This is a genomic window from Pseudomonas sp. HLG18 (assembly GCF_051903985.1).
GTDB classification, from domain to species: Bacteria; Pseudomonadota; Gammaproteobacteria; order Pseudomonadales; family Pseudomonadaceae; genus Aquipseudomonas; species Aquipseudomonas fluorescens_BT.
Map to the genome: position 1 here is coordinate 466,094 of NZ_CP195831.1, position 14,639 is coordinate 480,732.

Below are 14,639 nucleotides of genomic sequence, written 5' to 3' on the forward strand. Positions count from 1 at the left end.
GCAACAAAAAAGCCACTGATTACCGCGGATTTCACAAAGAAACTCGGCCTGAGCGCTCGAAACCGGTAACCTATGCAGCTGATTTTTTGCATATCTTCGAGGTAGCACCCGTGTTTTCCCAATTCGCCCTGCACGAACGCCTGCTCAAAGCCGTGGCCGAGCTGAAATTTGTCGAGCCAACGCCTGTGCAAGCCGCGGCCATTCCGCTGGCGCTTCAGGGGCGTGACCTGCGGGTGACGGCGCAAACCGGTAGCGGCAAGACCGCCGCTTTCGTCCTGCCGATCCTCAACCGCCTGATCGGCCCGGCCAAGATCCGCGTCAGCATCAAGACCCTGATCCTGCTGCCGACCCGCGAGCTGGCCCAGCAGACCCTGAAGGAAGTCGAGCGCTTTTCGCAGTTCACGTTCATCAAGTCCGGCCTGATCACCGGCGGTGAAGACTTCAAGGTCCAGGCCGCCATGCTGCGCAAGGTGCCGGACATCCTGATCGGCACTCCGGGCCGGATGATCGAGCAACTGAACGCCGGCAACCTCGATTTGAAAGAAGTCGAAGTGCTGGTGCTCGACGAAGCCGACCGCATGCTCGACATGGGTTTCGCCGAAGACGTGCAGCGTCTGGTCGACGAATGCCCGAACCGTCAGCAGACCATGCTGTTCTCGGCCACCACTGGCGGTTCCGGTTTGCGCGAGATGATCGCCAAGGTGCTGAACAACCCTGAGCACCTGCAGCTCAACGCGGTCAGCCAGCTGAACGACACCACCCGTCAGCAGATCATCACCGCCGACCACAATCAGCACAAAGAACAGATCGTGAACTGGCTGCTGGCCAACGAGACCTACCAGAAGGCCATCGTCTTCACCAACACCCGGGCCATGGCCGACCGTATCTACGGTCGCCTCGTCGCCCAGGAATACAAGGCGTTCGTGCTGCACGGCGAGAAAGACCAGAAAGATCGCAAACTGGCGATCGACCGTCTGAAGCAGGGCGGTGTGAAGATCCTGGTAGCCACCGACGTGGCGGCCCGTGGTCTGGACGTAGACGGTCTGGATCTGGTGATCAACTTCGACATGCCACGCAGCGGCGACGAATACGTACACCGCATCGGTCGTACCGGCCGTGCCGGCAACGACGGTCTGGCGATCTCACTGATCTGCCACGGCGACTGGAACCTGATGTCGAGCATCGAGCGTTATCTGAAGCAGAGCTTCGAGCGCCGCACCATCAAGGAAGTCAAAGGCACCTACGGCGGACCGAAAAAGGTCAAGGCCTCGGGCAAAGCTGTCGGCGTGAAGAAGAAAAAGACCGACGCCAAGGGCGACAAGAAGAAAACCGCCGCCAAGACCCCGACCAAGCGCAAGAGCGCCAACCGTCCGAAACCGGATTCTCTGGTGAGCAGCGACGGCATGGCCCCGCTCAAGCGCCGCAAGCCGGCAGCGCCTGCGGCTGAATAAGCCGTTCCAGACGCCGAAAAAAACCCGGACAGTGTCCGGGTTTAATGAGATGGTCAGCCTGACCGAGAAGCCCTGCAGGTTTACGCTTGCAGGGCTTTTTATTGCCGGCGTTTGTCAGCTGCCCAGCTGTCCACGGGTGTCGGCATCAAAGCGCTGCTTGGTCTGATCCGCCTTCGGTTTGAGCTGCGCGAGCAGTGCTGCCTCGCTGTACAGCCCGGGCAGCGCCAACTCCTTGGGCGTTGGCTCGATCGGGATCAGCACATCTTCACCGACCGCATGCAGCCAGATGGCCACGACCTGCAGCGCCGAAACGAAGAGCACCCGCAGCTCAACGGTTTTGCCCTGCAGCTGTGGCGATTGCTCCGCCAGCTTCAGCGCATCGACCGTGGCGCTCGCCAGGTTGCCGTGGTTCAACGAGGCGAACTCGACGTGACCGCGAACCTCAGCCAATTGCGCATCGGCAATTGACACACCGTCGGCAAACACCAGGTAATGCCAGTCACCGAGCCGGGCATCCTTCAGGCCTTTGCCTTGGCTCAGATCCTCCAGGCTCAACGAATAACCGCGATAGGCCTCGCTCAGGCTGATTTTCGCCGGCACCGCACTGGCGAACTGGCGATTGATGCCAAACCCCTGGGTTTGAAGCGCCGCTTGCAATACTGGACGCAAGGTCTGCACGCCGTTGGAAGGCGCCTTTGGATAAGTCAGTTGCATGATGTCGCCCTCCTAGTTTCTCGCCGTGAAGTAAGTGTGAGTCCAGTTGCCGCCACCGTTGTAGGAGCCGGGGAATGAATTCAGTGCGCGGGTCGAGTAGCCGTAGATCGAATCCGCGACCAGCACGTAGTTGCCGTTGGTGCCGTAGATCGTCAGGAAGTGCGCACCGCCGCCGTACCAGGCACAGCGCAGACCGACGGGGCGGCCCATGTTGATCTGGTTCTGAATGGCCGACATCTGCAACGACCCCTGATTCATCCCGTTGTAGCTGCGGGTGGTTTGCAGGGCCGAATCCAGATAGCCGTAGACGTTACACGGCCCCGGCTGGCTGCAGCAGTTGCGGTTCAGTTGGGTGCTGGCAACGCCGCACTGGGTCCAGGACCCGGTGCCGTAATAGTTGCCGATCGAAGCGGAAACCGCGGCCCAGCACCAGTTGGTCCGGGTCTGTTGCTGCATCGTGAAGTTGAGGCTTGGGGCCGCCAGAGCCTCGGCCTGTGGAGCTGCTTCGACCTCGACCAGATGCGCGTCGAGCAGATGGCCGGTCAGGCACCCGGGCAGGGTGTTGCCGGTGAACTGCGTTGTTTCAGTGGTTAACATTTTTCAATCCTCCATGAATGAAAACAAATGTCCTGCATAGATGTGCGAGCCGTCGGCGGTTAAGGGGTGCCACTTCTGCGGCGGGTTCCGAACAGGCTCGAGGTAACCCTAGGTCTGTATATGCATTTGTGCAAATAAATAAATGCACAAATGCAACTTTGCGGGCGAAAGGACACTGCTTTCAGCATGTCCTTTGTGGTGGAAGTTGAAGTGCGAGGCCTTTGCCCACGTCGTTACCCTTCGGTTTTATGCTCGGCCGAATCCAGCTCCTTCAAGCGCTGATCGATCAGCTGGCATTTGTCCGGCAGATCGGCAGAGTCGGTGCCCAGATCCATTTTTTGCAGCTCGGCATTGATTTCCTTGGCCTTGGTCGGGTTTTGCTCGGTGAGTTTTGCCACTTCCTGGGCCAGTTGCTCGCGCTTGGCGGTGGCTTCTTCCGGGGTGCAGGCCCAGACGGGCAGGGCGCAGGCGAGGGTGGTGGCAAGAGTGAGTTTGAGCAGGGTTTTCATGGGTGCAGGCCTCGGATCCGGTTAAGGCGGGTTAATCGGTTGAGGGCTGTGTCCAGTGAAAAGTTCAGTGTCTTTGCCGGCTCAGTCGCCGTGGCAGCAACTGGATTTTTGCGCTGCGTCATACCGATCATGATGCCGCACCCACTCCATGATCTCGTCCTCGTTCCGGCCTTTGGGCGTGAGGTCGAGAAAGTTGTAGGCGCCGACCAGCATGTCCAGACCCCGGGCGTACGTTGAGTAGGTGTGGAATATCTCGCCGTTATTGGCGCGATAAAACACGCTCAGCCCCGGCATCTCTTCCTCGGCACTGTCAGTCTTTTCATAGTTGTAGGTAGCCTTTGCGGCTTCGGCGTCTTCTGCGTGGGCGCAAACACCAAAGTCGTAGTTAAAGTCGGAACCGTCTGACGACACCCAGTCGAACTTCCAGCCCATCCGCCGCTTGAACGCCTGGAATTCGGCAAATGGTGCGTGGGATACCGCCACCAACGCGATGTCGTGATGGGCGAGGTGCAAATTGGCGCCGTCGAAGTGGTCTGCGAGGAAGGAACAGCCCTGGCAGCCTTCTTCCCAGCCTTTGGCGAACATGAAGTGGTAAACGATGAGCTGGCTGTGGTCGCCGAACAGATCGGCCAGTTTCATTTCGCCGTCCGGCCCCATGAAACGATAGTCCTTGTCTACCTTCACCCATGGCAGAGCGCGGCGTTTGGCGCTGAGGCGGTCGCGCTCCCGGGTGAAGGCCTTTTCATCGGCCAGATGCTGCTTGCGGGCGGTGAGCCACTCTTCGCGCGACACCACCGGATGATTCTCAACGTTCATGCTGATTTCTCCTGCGGGGGTTGAAAACGTCTGTCTCAGACTAGTCGCTCGACACCTGCAAGATTCGACAGACCGCCGGTCGGTCAGGGTGGTAAACGAAGCTGAACGGCTACTGCCCGCTCGGGTCACAACCTAAGACAGCGCCATTAATCACGCGCACCGGAGGTTGAATCAGGATGACGACTTATAACTGGGATTTGATTGAACGCCTGCTGCATGAAGTGCAGAACGGCGCAGGCCACAGCTTTGCGCCGCGGTCCTACGCAGAAGACTATGCGGCGGAAAAAGCGGCGGCAGGCGAGCCGATCGAGAATCTGGATCATTTGAAAACGATCGCCTGTGAATACGAGCAGAAGCTGTTGCTGCGCGGTTTTATCGAACCCCGTGGCGACGATGAGGGCAGCACCGGCAACAATTTCAGTCTGACTCCTCGTGGCTCGAGCCTGTTGAGCCTGATCGACAGCAGCATTCCCGGTAACGATCATCCGCGTCAGGTGCTGGATGAACAGGAGGATGCGCTGGATGAGGCGACGTTCGATCGTGTGGCGTCGAACGCGCAGATTGCCTGAACCCTGTGCGGGAGCCGGGTTTTCCGGCTGCCGAAGATTCAATGAATCTCAGCCAGCCTTCGCAGCTTGCAAACATTTGAGATCATTGAAGTCCTTGCGCACCCCGTCGATTTTCTTCAACAACCGCTGTCGTTGTTGTGGCGTACTCTCAGCCATCAGATCCACCGCCAGTGAACGTGCCTGCGCCTCGGTGTCGGCGTAGGCCTTGCGGTAATCCGCTGTCCATAAGCGCTCGCGGTAGACCAGAAGTGTCTCGATCCGCTGTGGGAAATCCGCACTTTTACGCTGGGCCACGGCGGCGCTGAACTGCTGTTGCCAGTGCGCTCGGTTGGCGATCCATTGAGTGTTCTGATCGCCCAGGGCTCTTGACCACGCCATTATGCGTTGCTCTTGCGTGGTGCTCAAAGGCCCGAGCCAGTCGTTGAGGCGCTTGTCCATCCGAGCGCCACGTTCGGCGATCTGCTGGGCCAGTGGTGGCTTCACATATTCCTGCTGGCGTTTGCGCAGATCCTTGGCAAACGCATCGTTCATTTCTGCGACCTGTTTGTCGTCCAGCCCTTGCAGCAACTCAATCGCCGACGGGGTAATCTGCCGGGCAGTTTCGGCAATTGCCTGCTTGGCCTCCAGTGTGCGGGCCTGGAGCGCGGCGTCGGTGACCTGGTTGGTTTCGACCATGGTTTGCAGGCGATCCAGCCAGTCCAGATAACCCGGCAATTGGGTGGTGCAGTGCCAGCTCAGGTGTTCCTTGAGGCGCTCGTTGAACCAGCCTTTCTGTTCGCCGGTCATGTCCAGGTAGTCGCTGAGCGTCCATGGAATGATCACATCGAGATTGCGATAGGCGAGGCCGACGCGGCTGCACGCGCCGAGGGCGAGGGTGAAGATCAACAGGGTGGCGCAGTGTTTGAACCAGCGAGACATGAGCGAGTCCTTGCGAAAGCCTGGCGTCTGATTCTTATGTGAACGCAGGATGCTCCCGGCAGTTCAGCCAATCAATAGAACGCGCGTTCGGCCTTGAGCGTGACCAGCCCGTCGCACTGGCTGTTGTGCCCGGAATAGGCGGAGCAATCGCTGCCGCTGAGGCTGGAATTGCTGTAAGTCAGGTCCAGGTCAATGCCCATCACCGGCCGGGAAAACTTCACCGACCAATCGGTAAAACTGCTGACATACCCACCGTCCACCGAGACAGGAGTATTGAGCTGATGGGTGGTGTATTTCATGCTGATCCCGATGCCGAACGGCTGGTTGCCGCCCAGATCGGCGAACAAGGTGTTGTTCTGTTTGTCCGGGTCGTTGCTCAGTGCGATGCCGAAACGGCTGCCGAGAAGGGTCAGGCCGCCGAACAGCTCCTGGCTGTCGAGGGTCTCGACCTTCGGATAGCTGTAATGGATCATCCCGACTTCGTAGCCGAGGGTTTGATCGAAAGGTTGTTTAAAGCCTACGTAGGAGTCGATCTCCAGATTCTTGCCTGGCGTCAGCCCCATGCTCGGCGCGTACTGGCCAATGTAGAGGCCGCTGTCGTGGCTCAGGTCGAGGCCGCCGTGGAACGAGCCGGCTGCCGAGGGCTTGACCAGACCCTGGGCCATGCTGCGGCTGGGCGTGGTGCCGAGTTTCAGGTCGAAGTCGCCGAGTTCGCGCTGGAAAATCTGCGCGTGCGCCACCGGGCTCGCCAGCAGTCCTGCAAGAATTAAACAGAGGGGTTTGAGCATGCGTCACTCCTTGAACAGCGAGCGCAGGGCGACGTACCTGCTGAAACGCTTGATCCAGACGCGTGCAAGGATACCGGCGAATGTGCGGCTTCGGAGGCCGTTCGTCGATTTCTGTTGTTTTGTTGAGTTTGATTAAACGCGACAGAGGCGGTGAGAGGGTTCCGGTCCAGACGCTTCGAAGCTCAAAGCGTCTTGGGACTGGTGTGTTGCGGGGGGGATTACTTCTTGCCCAGGCTAATCTGCTTGGACGGGCCGAACGTCTGGCCGCTGACGCCCTTGGCAATTTGCTGGATCTCGCCGCCGGACTTGAGGAATGCCGCGATCTGATCGTTGATCGATTCGCTGGTCTCAACGGCTGGAGCTGGCTTTGCTTTGCTGGTGGATGCTTTTACACGCATGGCGGCCATTAACCTGTAGAAAAGTAACTCGGCCAGGCATCGTACAGGAATAACTTGACAATTGCTTGGTAAATATCCCCCGAAATAACCAACCTTGTTCGTGGATTATTCTTCGCTCAATAATTGAAATACCTCGCTAACCTGCTGTTTTAAATAAAAACATCGCTCGAGATCGGCATGATTTTCAACGGTCGGGAGCGGAGGAAAATCGCTGGGCCGGTCTGACGAATGGTGCCCGCTCGGCGGCAAACCTAGAAAAATCAAGGCTTCGCGCAGATTTCCGTCGAGGTCAGGATCTGGCGCCCGACGAAGCCGGCAAAAACGGGTAGAATGCCGCCCACGCAATGAGGGTATTGGAAATGGCTTTAGTCGGGCGTTACAACAGTTTGCAAGTGGTGAAACACACTAACTTCGGTTTATATCTGGACGGCGGTGCCGACGGCGAAATTCTTTTGCCCAACCGTTATATTCCTAAAGATATTCCCAGCGAAGATGAAGACTGGCTCAATGTTTTCATTTATCTGGACAGCGATGACAAACTAATTGCCACCACTGAAAAACCGAAAGTTCAGGTCGGTGAATTTGCCAGTTTGAAAGTTGTTGAAATCAACAGTATCGGTGTGTTCCTCGATTGGGGGTTGCCAAAGGATCTGTTGCTGCCTTACTCCGAAGAAAAACGTCAGATGACCGCTGGCGAATACTGCGTGGTGCACGTCTACCTCGACAAACACACCCGCCGCATCACCGCCACTGCGCGACTGGATCGCTACCTCGACAAGACCCCGGCCAACTACAGCGCCGGCCAGGAAGTCGATCTGCTGGTGGCCGAAGCCACCGACATGGGCTTCAAGGCAATCATCAACAACAAGCACTGGGGCCTGATTCACAAGAACGAAATCTTCAAGTTCATGCGTTCCGGCATGCGCGAGAAAGGCTTCATCAAGGAAGTTCGCGCCGACGGCAAGATCAGCCTGAGCCTGCAACCGGTGGGGCAGGAGGCGGCCAGCAGTCTGAGTTCGAAGATCCTCGCCAGGCTGCGCGAAAGCAACGGCACCCTGGCCGTCAGCGACAAGAGCGATCCGGCCCTGATCAGCAGCCTGTTCGGTGTCAGCAAGGGCAACTTCAAGAAGGCCATCGGTTCCTTGTACAAGGAAGGCAAGATCGTCATTCATGCCGATCGTATTGAACTAACCTGAGCCTGACGTGGCCCATGTTGCATGGGCTCACTTGAGGTCGGGCAGATGAAAAAAGCGCTGATTGCCTATGTCGCCACGTTACTGACATTTCTACTGCTGGACGGCATCTGGCTCGGCGTGTTGATGGCGCCGACCTATCGCGAACTGCTCGGTTCGCTGATGCTCGAAAAACCGTTGCTGGTGCCGGCAGCGGTTTTTTATTGCCTGTACGTGTTTGGCTGTGTGGTGTTCGTGGTGTTGCCGGCGATGACCTGGCAACGCGCTGCCCGCTTGGGTGCGCTGCTCGGGCTGGTCGCTTACGGCACCTATGACCTGACCAACTGGGCGACGTTGCGCGGCTGGTCGGTGCAGGTGACATTGATGGATTGGGCCTGGGGGACGTTTGCCACGGCGCTGGCCTGTACGGTCGGATTTGTCGTGACCGGCCGGTTTGGAAGGTCAGCCCGTTGATTTCGGTTGCTTGAACTGACGCCATCGCTGGCAAGCCAGCTCCCACAAAGTCTGTGTCGTACTCAGGTTTCGGAACCTCCACGTCACCTGTGGGAGCTGGCTTGCCAGCGATTGACGGCGTAGCTGTCAGCCAGACACCGCTGACGTTTCAGGAGAATGAAGTGTCTCTTCCAGACGGCTTTTTTTGGCCAACTGGTTAATAATCCCCGTGACCATTTTTCGCCCCGGACGAAGAGCCGGGGCTTTGTTTTGATCTTTGGAAAAACTGCCATGTGGTGTGTATTCGAGGTGCTGCGGTGAGCGTCAGTCGGCGCAGTGCCGACGGCTTTGCCCTGCAAGTGATGATCGGCCTGTGCCTGATCTGGGGCGTGCAGCAGGTGATGATCAAGTGGGCGGCGACCGATATCGCGCCGGTGATGCAGGCGGCGGGGCGGTCGGGGATTTCCGCGTTGCTCGTGGGCTTGCTGATTTGCTGGAAGGGCGGCTGGGATCAGGTCGGCACGACCTGGCGCGGCGGTTTACTGGCCGGTGCCTTGTTCGGGCTGGAGTTCTTCTTCATCTCCGAAGGCTTGCAGCTGACCACTGCAGCGCACATGTCGGTGTTCCTCTATACCGCGCCGATCTTCACTGCGCTGGGCGTGCATTTTCTGTTGCCCAGCGAGCGTCTGCGGCCGGTGCAATGGCTGGGGATCCTCATGGCATTCGTCGGGATTGCCGTGGCGTTTGCCGGCGGCGTGTCGTGGGACAACCTCGATCACCGCATGCTGCTGGGCGATGCCCTCGGCGTGCTGGCCGGTGCCAGTTGGGGGGCGACCACCGTAGTGGTGCGCGCCTCGCGCCTGTCGGAAGCGCCGGTGACGCTGACTCTGTTTTATCAGCTGATCGTCGGTTTCGTCGGCCTGCTGTTGATCGCACTGCTCAGCGGCCAGATCACCCACGTCAGCCTGACCGTCGTGGCCGTGGGCAGCGTGCTGTTCCAGGGGCTGGTGGTGTCGTTCTTCAGCTACCTGACCTGGTTCTGGCTGCTGCGCCGTTATCTGGCGGCCAACCTCGCCGTGTTTTCCTTCATGACGCCGTTGTTCGGCGTCACGTTCGGCGTGGTGTTGCTCGGCGAAGAGTTGAGCCTGAACTTCATCATCGGCGCCGTGCTGGTGTTGCTTGGCATCACCTTCGTCAGCGCGGAACAGTGGGTGCGTCGGCGTTTGCGCAAGGCGCTCGGTCAGCCGTAACCGATTTGCACGCCAGCCCGCCGGCGATCAGCAAGCCGCTGCCGGCGATCACCAACGCCGGTTGCAGGCCACCGCTGAAATGGCTGCTGACCGCCGCCAGCAACGGCCCGCTGAGCTGGCCGACGGCGAAGCACGCAGTCAGCAGGCCGGCGTTACGCTGGGTGGCGTGGGGCGCCAGTTCCCGGGAGCGTTGCATCACCAGTTGCATGCAGGCCAGGAACGGCGTGCCGCACAGGATCACGCCCAAAGCCAGACCGAGGCCGCTGCCCAACAGGCAGGCAAACACCCCGGCAGCCTGCAACCATAGTGTCGCCATCAACCAGTGCCGGGTGGTGTCCGGATCGTGCCGACGCAGACTCACCAGCAACACCCCGATCGAGGCGCCGAGGCCGAAGCACGGCCAGAACAGATCGGCCTGCCATTGCCCGTGAAACTGCGCGTTGGCCATTTGCGACAGAAACGTGGCCGGAATGATGTAGCCCACGCCGTAAAAGGCATACACCACCGCCAGACGCCCAATTCCACGATCCGACGAACTTGCGGCAGTCGGTGCGCCCGGCACACCGATGCCCGGTTGCGGCAGAATCCGCACGATCCCCAGCAACATCACCAGCGCCACGGCGGCATAGATCAGCCACAAAGTGGCGGAAGTTTGCTGCGCCAGATGTGAGAACAGCGCCAGCAACCCGGTCAGAAAAATCCCCAGCCCCGGCCCGGCAAACACCAACGCCCCCAACCGTGGACGACCGGCCGCCGCAGCCAGTGGCTGACTCAGTGCCGTAATCATCACCAGCACCCAGGCGCTCGCCACACCGGTGCCGAAACGCAGCAGCAGATGCGACCAGAAACCGTTGGCCCAGAACGACGCCAGCGTCAGCAGCACACACAACCACAGGCCGCCGTGCAGACGCCGCTGCACTTGATCCGGCCGCCGGGAAAGCATCGCATCCAGCGCCCCGAGCAGGTAACCGAGGTAGTTGGCCGCCGCAATCAGACCGGCGGCCGTCAGGTCGATCTGGCCTTCACTGAGCAGATGCGGCAGTTGCGGGGTGAGGGCGAAACGCCCGATGCCCATGGCCATCATCAGGGCAATGAAACAGGCGGATAAGCGAATCAGGGGTGACATGGTCTGAATTCCGTTGGAGGTTCAATGACCGTCAGGCTAGGACTGATTGACTTTCTTTAAAATTGAATAATAGTGAGTAACTTGTTCTGTTCAGGAGAAAATTTGTGGAGTTCAGCCAGCTGCGAATCTTCCAGGCCGTGGCGGAGGAGGGCTCGATCACCCGTGCCGCCGAACGTTTGCACCGCGTGCCGTCGAACCTGTCGACCCGGCTTAAACAGCTGGAGGAGCAACTGGGCGTCGAACTGTTCGTCCGTGAGCGTCAGCGTTTGCAGTTGTCGCCTGCGGGAAAAGTCCTGCTGGACTACACCGGCAAACTGTTCGCCCTGCGCGATCAGGCCAGTGCGGCGGTGATGGGCGGGCAACCGGCGGGGGATTTCGTGCTCGGCACCCTGTACAGCACCGCGGCGATTCATTTGCCGGCGCTGCTGGCGCGGTATCACAAGCAGTATCCGGCGGTAAATCTTCAGGTGCAGTCCGGACCCAGCGGCGAATTGCTGGAAGGTTTGCTCACCGGGCGGCTGGACGCGGCACTGGTGGATGGCCCGCCGCAGCTGGCCGGGATCGACGGGGTGCCGCTGTGCAATGAGCGGCTGGTGCTGATCAGCGAGCCGGATCACCCGCCGGTGCGCAGTGCCAAGGATGTCGAGGGGCGGGCGGTGTTTACCTTTCGTCATGGTTGCGCCTACCGGGCGCGGCTGGAGTCGTGGTTCGCTCACTATCACGCGGCGATGGGCCGGGCGATGGAGATCGAGTCCTATCAGGGCATGCTCGCCTGTGTGATTGCCGGCAGCGGCGTGGCACTGATGTCGGAGTCGATGCTCGCCAGTCTGCCGGGGCGTGAAAGTGTCGCGGTGCACTCGCTGGCCGAGCCTTTTGCCAGTGCGACAACCTGGCTCATGTGGCGCCGGGGCATGGTCGGCGCCAATCTCAATGCGTGGATCGAACAGCAGCAGGCGCTCTATCCCGTGGCTGGCAAAGATACCCGGGAAACGGCTTGAACGAACGGTCAGGGATTTTGATCCATTCAGTAACAGATCATTGCGGATTTGGCCGAGCATTGCGTAGGACTTCGGACTATTATCAGTGCGAAGCGGCCTCAGAATTCCGGACGCTCAGCACCACCCTGAAGGGGGCATGACGATGAAAGAGAAAATTCAAAACTGGCTGCACGATTTGGGTGTTGCCCTCGGCTTGATCGAACCGCCTCTGCAACCGGTCCCGATTCGCACTGACGACGAACAGCGTCGGCGTCAGCAGCGTCGGCGCTAATGCCCCGATCTGAATAACAACGATTTGAAGTTAAAGAGATCGCAGCCTTCGTCAACGCCTGCATGAAACCGTGCAGGCGCTGACGAAGACTGCGATCTTTTGCTTTTCAGTGTCGCCCGATCTCGATCAGAAAGCGGCTCAAGTCGTTCGCGGTTTTCGCGTTCTTGAGCATGTGATCTTCTTCGGCGGTGAATGCCGTCAGTCCGAATTCGTCTTCCAGATGGAAGATCAGGTCTTCGATATCCGCCTTCTCCAGACCCAACTCCGCCAGGCTGGTGCGGTCATTGAAGTCGTGGTTTTCCAGCAGACGCTTGATGAACCTGTGGACGGCGGCACGCACGGCAGCTCTTCTCATGGCAGATCTTTTTTGGGTAGGTCTGACTGGAGTACAGCAGGCCTCAGGCGTGTCGGCGCAACCATTCGTCAATCATCGAACGTAAATGCTCTCCTGAGAAACTGCCGAAATGCCCGCCATGCACGGTACGGATCGGCAACGCCTGCAAGCGTCGCAGGCTGGCGGCGTAGTCCTCGAGATTCGAGTGGTAGGCGTCTTCAATCAGCGGCCCGTTGTAGATGATGTCGCCGCTGAACAGGGTTTCGCTGGCCACTTCGTAGAGGCTGATCCCGCCCGGCGAATGCCCCGGCGTGTGCAGCACCTGCAGCGTGCGGTTGCCCAGGTCCAGCACATCGCCGTCCTCGACAAAACCCGTGGCCGGCGCCGCCTTGACCCGGTATTCGGCGTAGCACAACGGGCAATCCGGGTGCGCCTCGAACATGTCGTCGCCGACGAAGGCCCGGCTCAAGTCATTCTCGCCATCCGGTGCTGCCAGAATGTCCGCCTCGGCGGGATGTACCAGCCGTTCGGCGAACTCGTGATGCCCGGCGATGTGATCGAAATGGCAATGACTGGCCACCGCCACCAGCGGCCGTTCGGTCAGCCACGGCAATTGCTCGCGCAGGCTGACCAGCCCGGAACCGCTGTCGAGCAGCAAATCCTTGTCACGCCCCTGAACATGCCAGAGGTTGCAGCGGTAGAACGGGCGGATGAATGGTTCGTGGATCAGGCGAATGTCATCGCTCAGGTTTTGCACTTCGAACCACTGATCGCGAGAAACAATCTTCATAAAGCATTTTCTCCAGACGAAAAAAAACGGGTGTGGCAACCGACGCCACACCCGCCGAAGAAAGTTGTTGCTACGGCTTCAGCTTAGATCGCGCTCGCCACGGTCGCCGGGCGACGGGAAAACAGGCTGACCACCACAAAACTCACCAGCCCCACAGCCAGGCTGTAGTAGATCGGCGTGTTGGCATCCAGACCGTCCTTGACCATGAACAGCAAGGCGGTGGCGAAGCCCAGGCCCATGCTGGCGATGGCGCCGGCGGTGGTGGCGCGCTTCCAGAAGATCGCGCCGATCAGCGGTATCAGCATGCCGCCCACCAGCAGGTTGTAAGCGAGGGTCAGGGCGCTGATCACGTCATTGACCACCAGCGCGATACCCAGCACCACGACACCGGTCAGTAGGGTGAACAGACGGTTCACACCCAGGCTCGATTGTTTGCCACCCCGCAGTTTCGGCAGCAGGTCTTCGGTCAGGGTGGTGGCAGCGGCGAGCAGACCGGCGCTGGCGGTAGACATCATCGCAGCCAGAGCAGCGGCGATCACCAGACCCCGGATGCCATCCGGGAGCGACAGTTTGACGATCGCGGCGAAGGCGTTGTTGACGTTGTCCAGATCCGGAATCAGTACGTGCGCCGCCATGCCGATCAGGGCACAGGCCAGACCGTAAAGGATGCAGTAGATGCCCGCGAAGCTACCGGCGTACTGAGCCACTTTTTCGTTCTTGACGGTGAACACCCGTTGCCAGATGTCCTGACCGATCAGGATGCCGAAGAAGTAGATCATGAAGTAGGTGATGATCGTGTCCCAGCCGATGGTGGTGAAGTTGAATGCCGCAGCCGGCAGCTTCAGCACCAGTTCGTCCCAGCCGCCGACGCGGTACAGGCAGATCGGCAACAGGATGAACATCAGGCCGACGGTCTTGATGATGAACTGGACGATGTCGGTCAGGGTCAGCGACCACATGCCGCCGATGGCCGAGTACACCACCACGACGCCACCGCCGAGCAGTACCGAGACCCAGAACGGCAGGCCGAACAGCACTTGCAGCACGGTACCGATGGCGAGGATCGAGGTCACGCCGATCATCAGCGCATAGGCCAGCATGATCGCCGCGCTCGCCGAGCGGGCCATCGGGTTGTAGCGTTTTTCCAGGACCTGGGTAACGGTGTAGATCTTCAGTTTCAGCAGCGGCTTGGCCAGGAACAGGTTCAGCGCCACGATGCCGCAACCCAGTGCCGCACACAGCCAGAAGCCGGAAATGCCGTGCACGTAGCCCAGACGCACGGTGCCGACGGTAGACGCGCCACCCAGAACGGTCGCCGCCATGGTGCCCATGTACAGGCTCGGGCCGAGGTTACGTCCGGCGACGAGAAAGTCCTCGTTGGTCTTGGCTTTGCGCATGCCGAAATAGCCGAGCAACAGCATGCCGGCCGCGTAGATGAGGACGACGAATAAATCCAAAGCCATGATGGCGTGTCTCCGATTGTCT

Annotated in this window: 18 protein-coding genes; 7 read left to right on the top strand and 11 right to left on the bottom strand. The window is 59.6% G+C overall.

Annotated features, from left to right (window positions below; genetic code table 11):
- Positions 1-110 precede the first annotated feature (110 nt).
- Entirely contained in the window at positions 111-1,451 is a 1,341-nt protein-coding gene (locus ACSPX5_RS02280; protein ID WP_115076934.1) for a DEAD/DEAH box helicase, read from the top strand.
- A 114-nt stretch (positions 1,452-1,565) separates the two neighbouring features.
- Here the strand turns inward: ACSPX5_RS02280 and ACSPX5_RS02285 are convergent, their stop codons facing one another.
- The 4 genes from ACSPX5_RS02285 to ACSPX5_RS02300 form a co-directional block, all read right to left on the bottom strand.
- A complete protein-coding gene (locus tag ACSPX5_RS02285; protein WP_207867169.1) occupies positions 1,566-2,165 on the bottom strand; it encodes a hypothetical protein in 600 nt (199 codons plus the stop codon).
- A gap of 12 nt (positions 2,166-2,177) precedes the next feature.
- Positions 2,178-2,762 (bottom strand): papain-like cysteine protease family protein, encoded by a 585-nt coding sequence (locus ACSPX5_RS02290; RefSeq protein WP_323161622.1) that lies wholly within the window; start codon positions 2,760-2,762, stop codon positions 2,178-2,180.
- Between the two features lie 233 nt (positions 2,763-2,995).
- Positions 2,996-3,271 carry a hypothetical protein gene (locus ACSPX5_RS02295; protein ID WP_439820877.1) on the bottom strand — a complete coding sequence of 92 codons (276 nt, stop codon included), beginning with the start codon at positions 3,269-3,271 and terminating at the stop codon, positions 2,996-2,998.
- Positions 3,272-3,352: 81 nt separating this feature from the next.
- Entirely contained in the window at positions 3,353-4,087 is a 735-nt protein-coding gene (locus ACSPX5_RS02300; protein ID WP_323161623.1) for a DUF899 domain-containing protein, read from the bottom strand.
- Positions 4,088-4,263: 176 nt separating this feature from the next.
- Between ACSPX5_RS02300 and ACSPX5_RS02305 the strand changes: the two genes are divergently transcribed.
- Complete coding sequence (locus tag ACSPX5_RS02305; protein ID WP_207867165.1) at positions 4,264-4,656, top strand: transcriptional regulator; 393 nt, start codon at positions 4,264-4,266, stop codon at positions 4,654-4,656.
- A gap of 48 nt (positions 4,657-4,704) precedes the next feature.
- On the opposite strand, the gene ACSPX5_RS02310 is transcribed toward ACSPX5_RS02305, so the two are convergent.
- The 3 genes from ACSPX5_RS02310 to ACSPX5_RS02320 all read right to left on the bottom strand — a co-directional run bounded on the left by ACSPX5_RS02310 (position 4,705) and on the right by ACSPX5_RS02320 (position 6,769).
- Positions 4,705-5,574, bottom strand: coding sequence for a DUF6279 family lipoprotein (locus ACSPX5_RS02310; RefSeq protein ID WP_169429319.1), 870 nt, complete (start codon positions 5,572-5,574; stop codon positions 4,705-4,707).
- A 71-nt stretch (positions 5,575-5,645) separates the two neighbouring features.
- Entirely contained in the window at positions 5,646-6,362 is a 717-nt protein-coding gene (locus tag ACSPX5_RS02315; RefSeq protein ID WP_169429320.1) for a TorF family putative porin, read from the bottom strand.
- 218 nt (positions 6,363-6,580) lie between these two features.
- Entirely contained in the window at positions 6,581-6,769 is a 189-nt protein-coding gene (locus tag ACSPX5_RS02320) for a hypothetical protein (protein ID WP_016985943.1), read from the bottom strand.
- Positions 6,770-7,119: 350 nt separating this feature from the next.
- On the opposite strand from ACSPX5_RS02320, the gene ACSPX5_RS02325 reads away from it, so the two are divergent.
- From ACSPX5_RS02325 to ACSPX5_RS02335, 3 genes are all read left to right on the top strand, one after another.
- Positions 7,120-7,956 carry a CvfB family protein gene (locus tag ACSPX5_RS02325; RefSeq protein ID WP_169429321.1) on the top strand — a complete coding sequence of 279 codons (837 nt, stop codon included), beginning with the start codon at positions 7,120-7,122 and terminating at the stop codon, positions 7,954-7,956.
- A gap of 45 nt (positions 7,957-8,001) precedes the next feature.
- Positions 8,002-8,406: a DUF2177 family protein gene (locus ACSPX5_RS02330; protein ID WP_323161625.1), complete on the top strand. Its 405-nt coding sequence runs from the start codon at positions 8,002-8,004 to the stop codon at positions 8,404-8,406.
- Positions 8,407-8,702: 296 nt separating this feature from the next.
- A complete protein-coding gene (locus ACSPX5_RS02335; RefSeq protein WP_439820878.1) occupies positions 8,703-9,635 on the top strand; it encodes a DMT family transporter in 933 nt (310 codons plus the stop codon).
- On the opposite strand, the gene ACSPX5_RS02340 is transcribed toward ACSPX5_RS02335, so the two are convergent.
- On the bottom strand, positions 9,580-10,761 hold the full coding sequence (locus ACSPX5_RS02340) for an MFS transporter (RefSeq protein ID WP_439820879.1): 1,182 nt from the start codon (positions 10,759-10,761) through the stop codon (positions 9,580-9,582). The two genes, ACSPX5_RS02335 and ACSPX5_RS02340, sit on opposite strands and share 56 nt — an antisense overlap.
- A gap of 104 nt (positions 10,762-10,865) precedes the next feature.
- Between ACSPX5_RS02340 and ptrR the strand changes: the two genes are divergently transcribed.
- Together ptrR and ACSPX5_RS02350 are read left to right on the top strand one after the other, a co-directional pair.
- The gene (gene ptrR, locus ACSPX5_RS02345; RefSeq protein WP_439820880.1) at positions 10,866-11,759 is read left to right on the top strand and encodes a putrescine utilization regulator PtrR; all 894 of its coding nucleotides are present in this window, start codon (positions 10,866-10,868) and stop codon (positions 11,757-11,759) included.
- A gap of 142 nt (positions 11,760-11,901) precedes the next feature.
- Positions 11,902-12,030, top strand: coding sequence for a PA1414 family protein (locus ACSPX5_RS02350; protein WP_007914492.1), 129 nt, complete (start codon positions 11,902-11,904; stop codon positions 12,028-12,030).
- A gap of 106 nt (positions 12,031-12,136) precedes the next feature.
- Here the strand turns inward: ACSPX5_RS02350 and ACSPX5_RS02355 are convergent, their stop codons facing one another.
- The 3 genes from ACSPX5_RS02355 to ACSPX5_RS02365 form a co-directional block, all read right to left on the bottom strand.
- The gene (locus tag ACSPX5_RS02355; RefSeq protein ID WP_439820881.1) at positions 12,137-12,385 is read right to left on the bottom strand and encodes an acyl carrier protein; all 249 of its coding nucleotides are present in this window, start codon (positions 12,383-12,385) and stop codon (positions 12,137-12,139) included.
- Positions 12,386-12,428: 43 nt separating this feature from the next.
- Positions 12,429-13,154: an MBL fold metallo-hydrolase gene (locus ACSPX5_RS02360; RefSeq protein ID WP_439820882.1), complete on the bottom strand. Its 726-nt coding sequence runs from the start codon at positions 13,152-13,154 to the stop codon at positions 12,429-12,431.
- 83 nt (positions 13,155-13,237) lie between these two features.
- The gene (locus ACSPX5_RS02365; protein ID WP_169429328.1) at positions 13,238-14,617 is read right to left on the bottom strand and encodes a sodium:solute symporter; all 1,380 of its coding nucleotides are present in this window, start codon (positions 14,615-14,617) and stop codon (positions 13,238-13,240) included.
- Positions 14,618-14,639 lie beyond the last annotated feature (22 nt).

Excerpts from the sequence above, each read along its gene's own strand:
- ACSPX5_RS02285 (WP_207867169.1), bottom strand. The coding sequence starts at position 2,165 with ATGCAACTGACTTATCCAAAGGCGCCTTCCAACGGCGTGCAGACCTTG.
- ACSPX5_RS02290 (WP_323161622.1), bottom strand. The coding sequence starts at position 2,762 with ATGTTAACCACTGAAACAACGCAGTTCACCGGCAACACCCTGCCCGGG.
- ACSPX5_RS02295 (WP_439820877.1), bottom strand. The coding sequence starts at position 3,271 with ATGAAAACCCTGCTCAAACTCACTCTTGCCACCACCCTCGCCTGCGCC.
- ACSPX5_RS02300 (WP_323161623.1), bottom strand. The coding sequence starts at position 4,087 with ATGAACGTTGAGAATCATCCGGTGGTGTCGCGCGAAGAGTGGCTCACC.
- ACSPX5_RS02305 (WP_207867165.1), top strand. The coding sequence starts at position 4,264 with ATGACGACTTATAACTGGGATTTGATTGAACGCCTGCTGCATGAAGTG.
- ACSPX5_RS02310 (WP_169429319.1), bottom strand. The coding sequence starts at position 5,574 with ATGTCTCGCTGGTTCAAACACTGCGCCACCCTGTTGATCTTCACCCTC.
- ACSPX5_RS02315 (WP_169429320.1), bottom strand. The coding sequence starts at position 6,362 with ATGCTCAAACCCCTCTGTTTAATTCTTGCAGGACTGCTGGCGAGCCCG.
- ACSPX5_RS02320 (WP_016985943.1), bottom strand. The coding sequence starts at position 6,769 with ATGGCCGCCATGCGTGTAAAAGCATCCACCAGCAAAGCAAAGCCAGCT.
- ACSPX5_RS02325 (WP_169429321.1), top strand. The coding sequence starts at position 7,120 with ATGGCTTTAGTCGGGCGTTACAACAGTTTGCAAGTGGTGAAACACACT.
- ACSPX5_RS02330 (WP_323161625.1), top strand. The coding sequence starts at position 8,002 with ATGAAAAAAGCGCTGATTGCCTATGTCGCCACGTTACTGACATTTCTA.
- ACSPX5_RS02340 (WP_439820879.1), bottom strand. The coding sequence starts at position 10,761 with ATGTCACCCCTGATTCGCTTATCCGCCTGTTTCATTGCCCTGATGATG.
- ACSPX5_RS02350 (WP_007914492.1), top strand. The coding sequence starts at position 11,902 with ATGAAAGAGAAAATTCAAAACTGGCTGCACGATTTGGGTGTTGCCCTC.
- ACSPX5_RS02355 (WP_439820881.1), bottom strand. The coding sequence starts at position 12,385 with ATGAGAAGAGCTGCCGTGCGTGCCGCCGTCCACAGGTTCATCAAGCGT.
- ACSPX5_RS02360 (WP_439820882.1), bottom strand. The coding sequence starts at position 13,154 with ATGAAGATTGTTTCTCGCGATCAGTGGTTCGAAGTGCAAAACCTGAGC.
- ACSPX5_RS02365 (WP_169429328.1), bottom strand. The coding sequence starts at position 14,617 with ATGGCTTTGGATTTATTCGTCGTCCTCATCTACGCGGCCGGCATGCTG.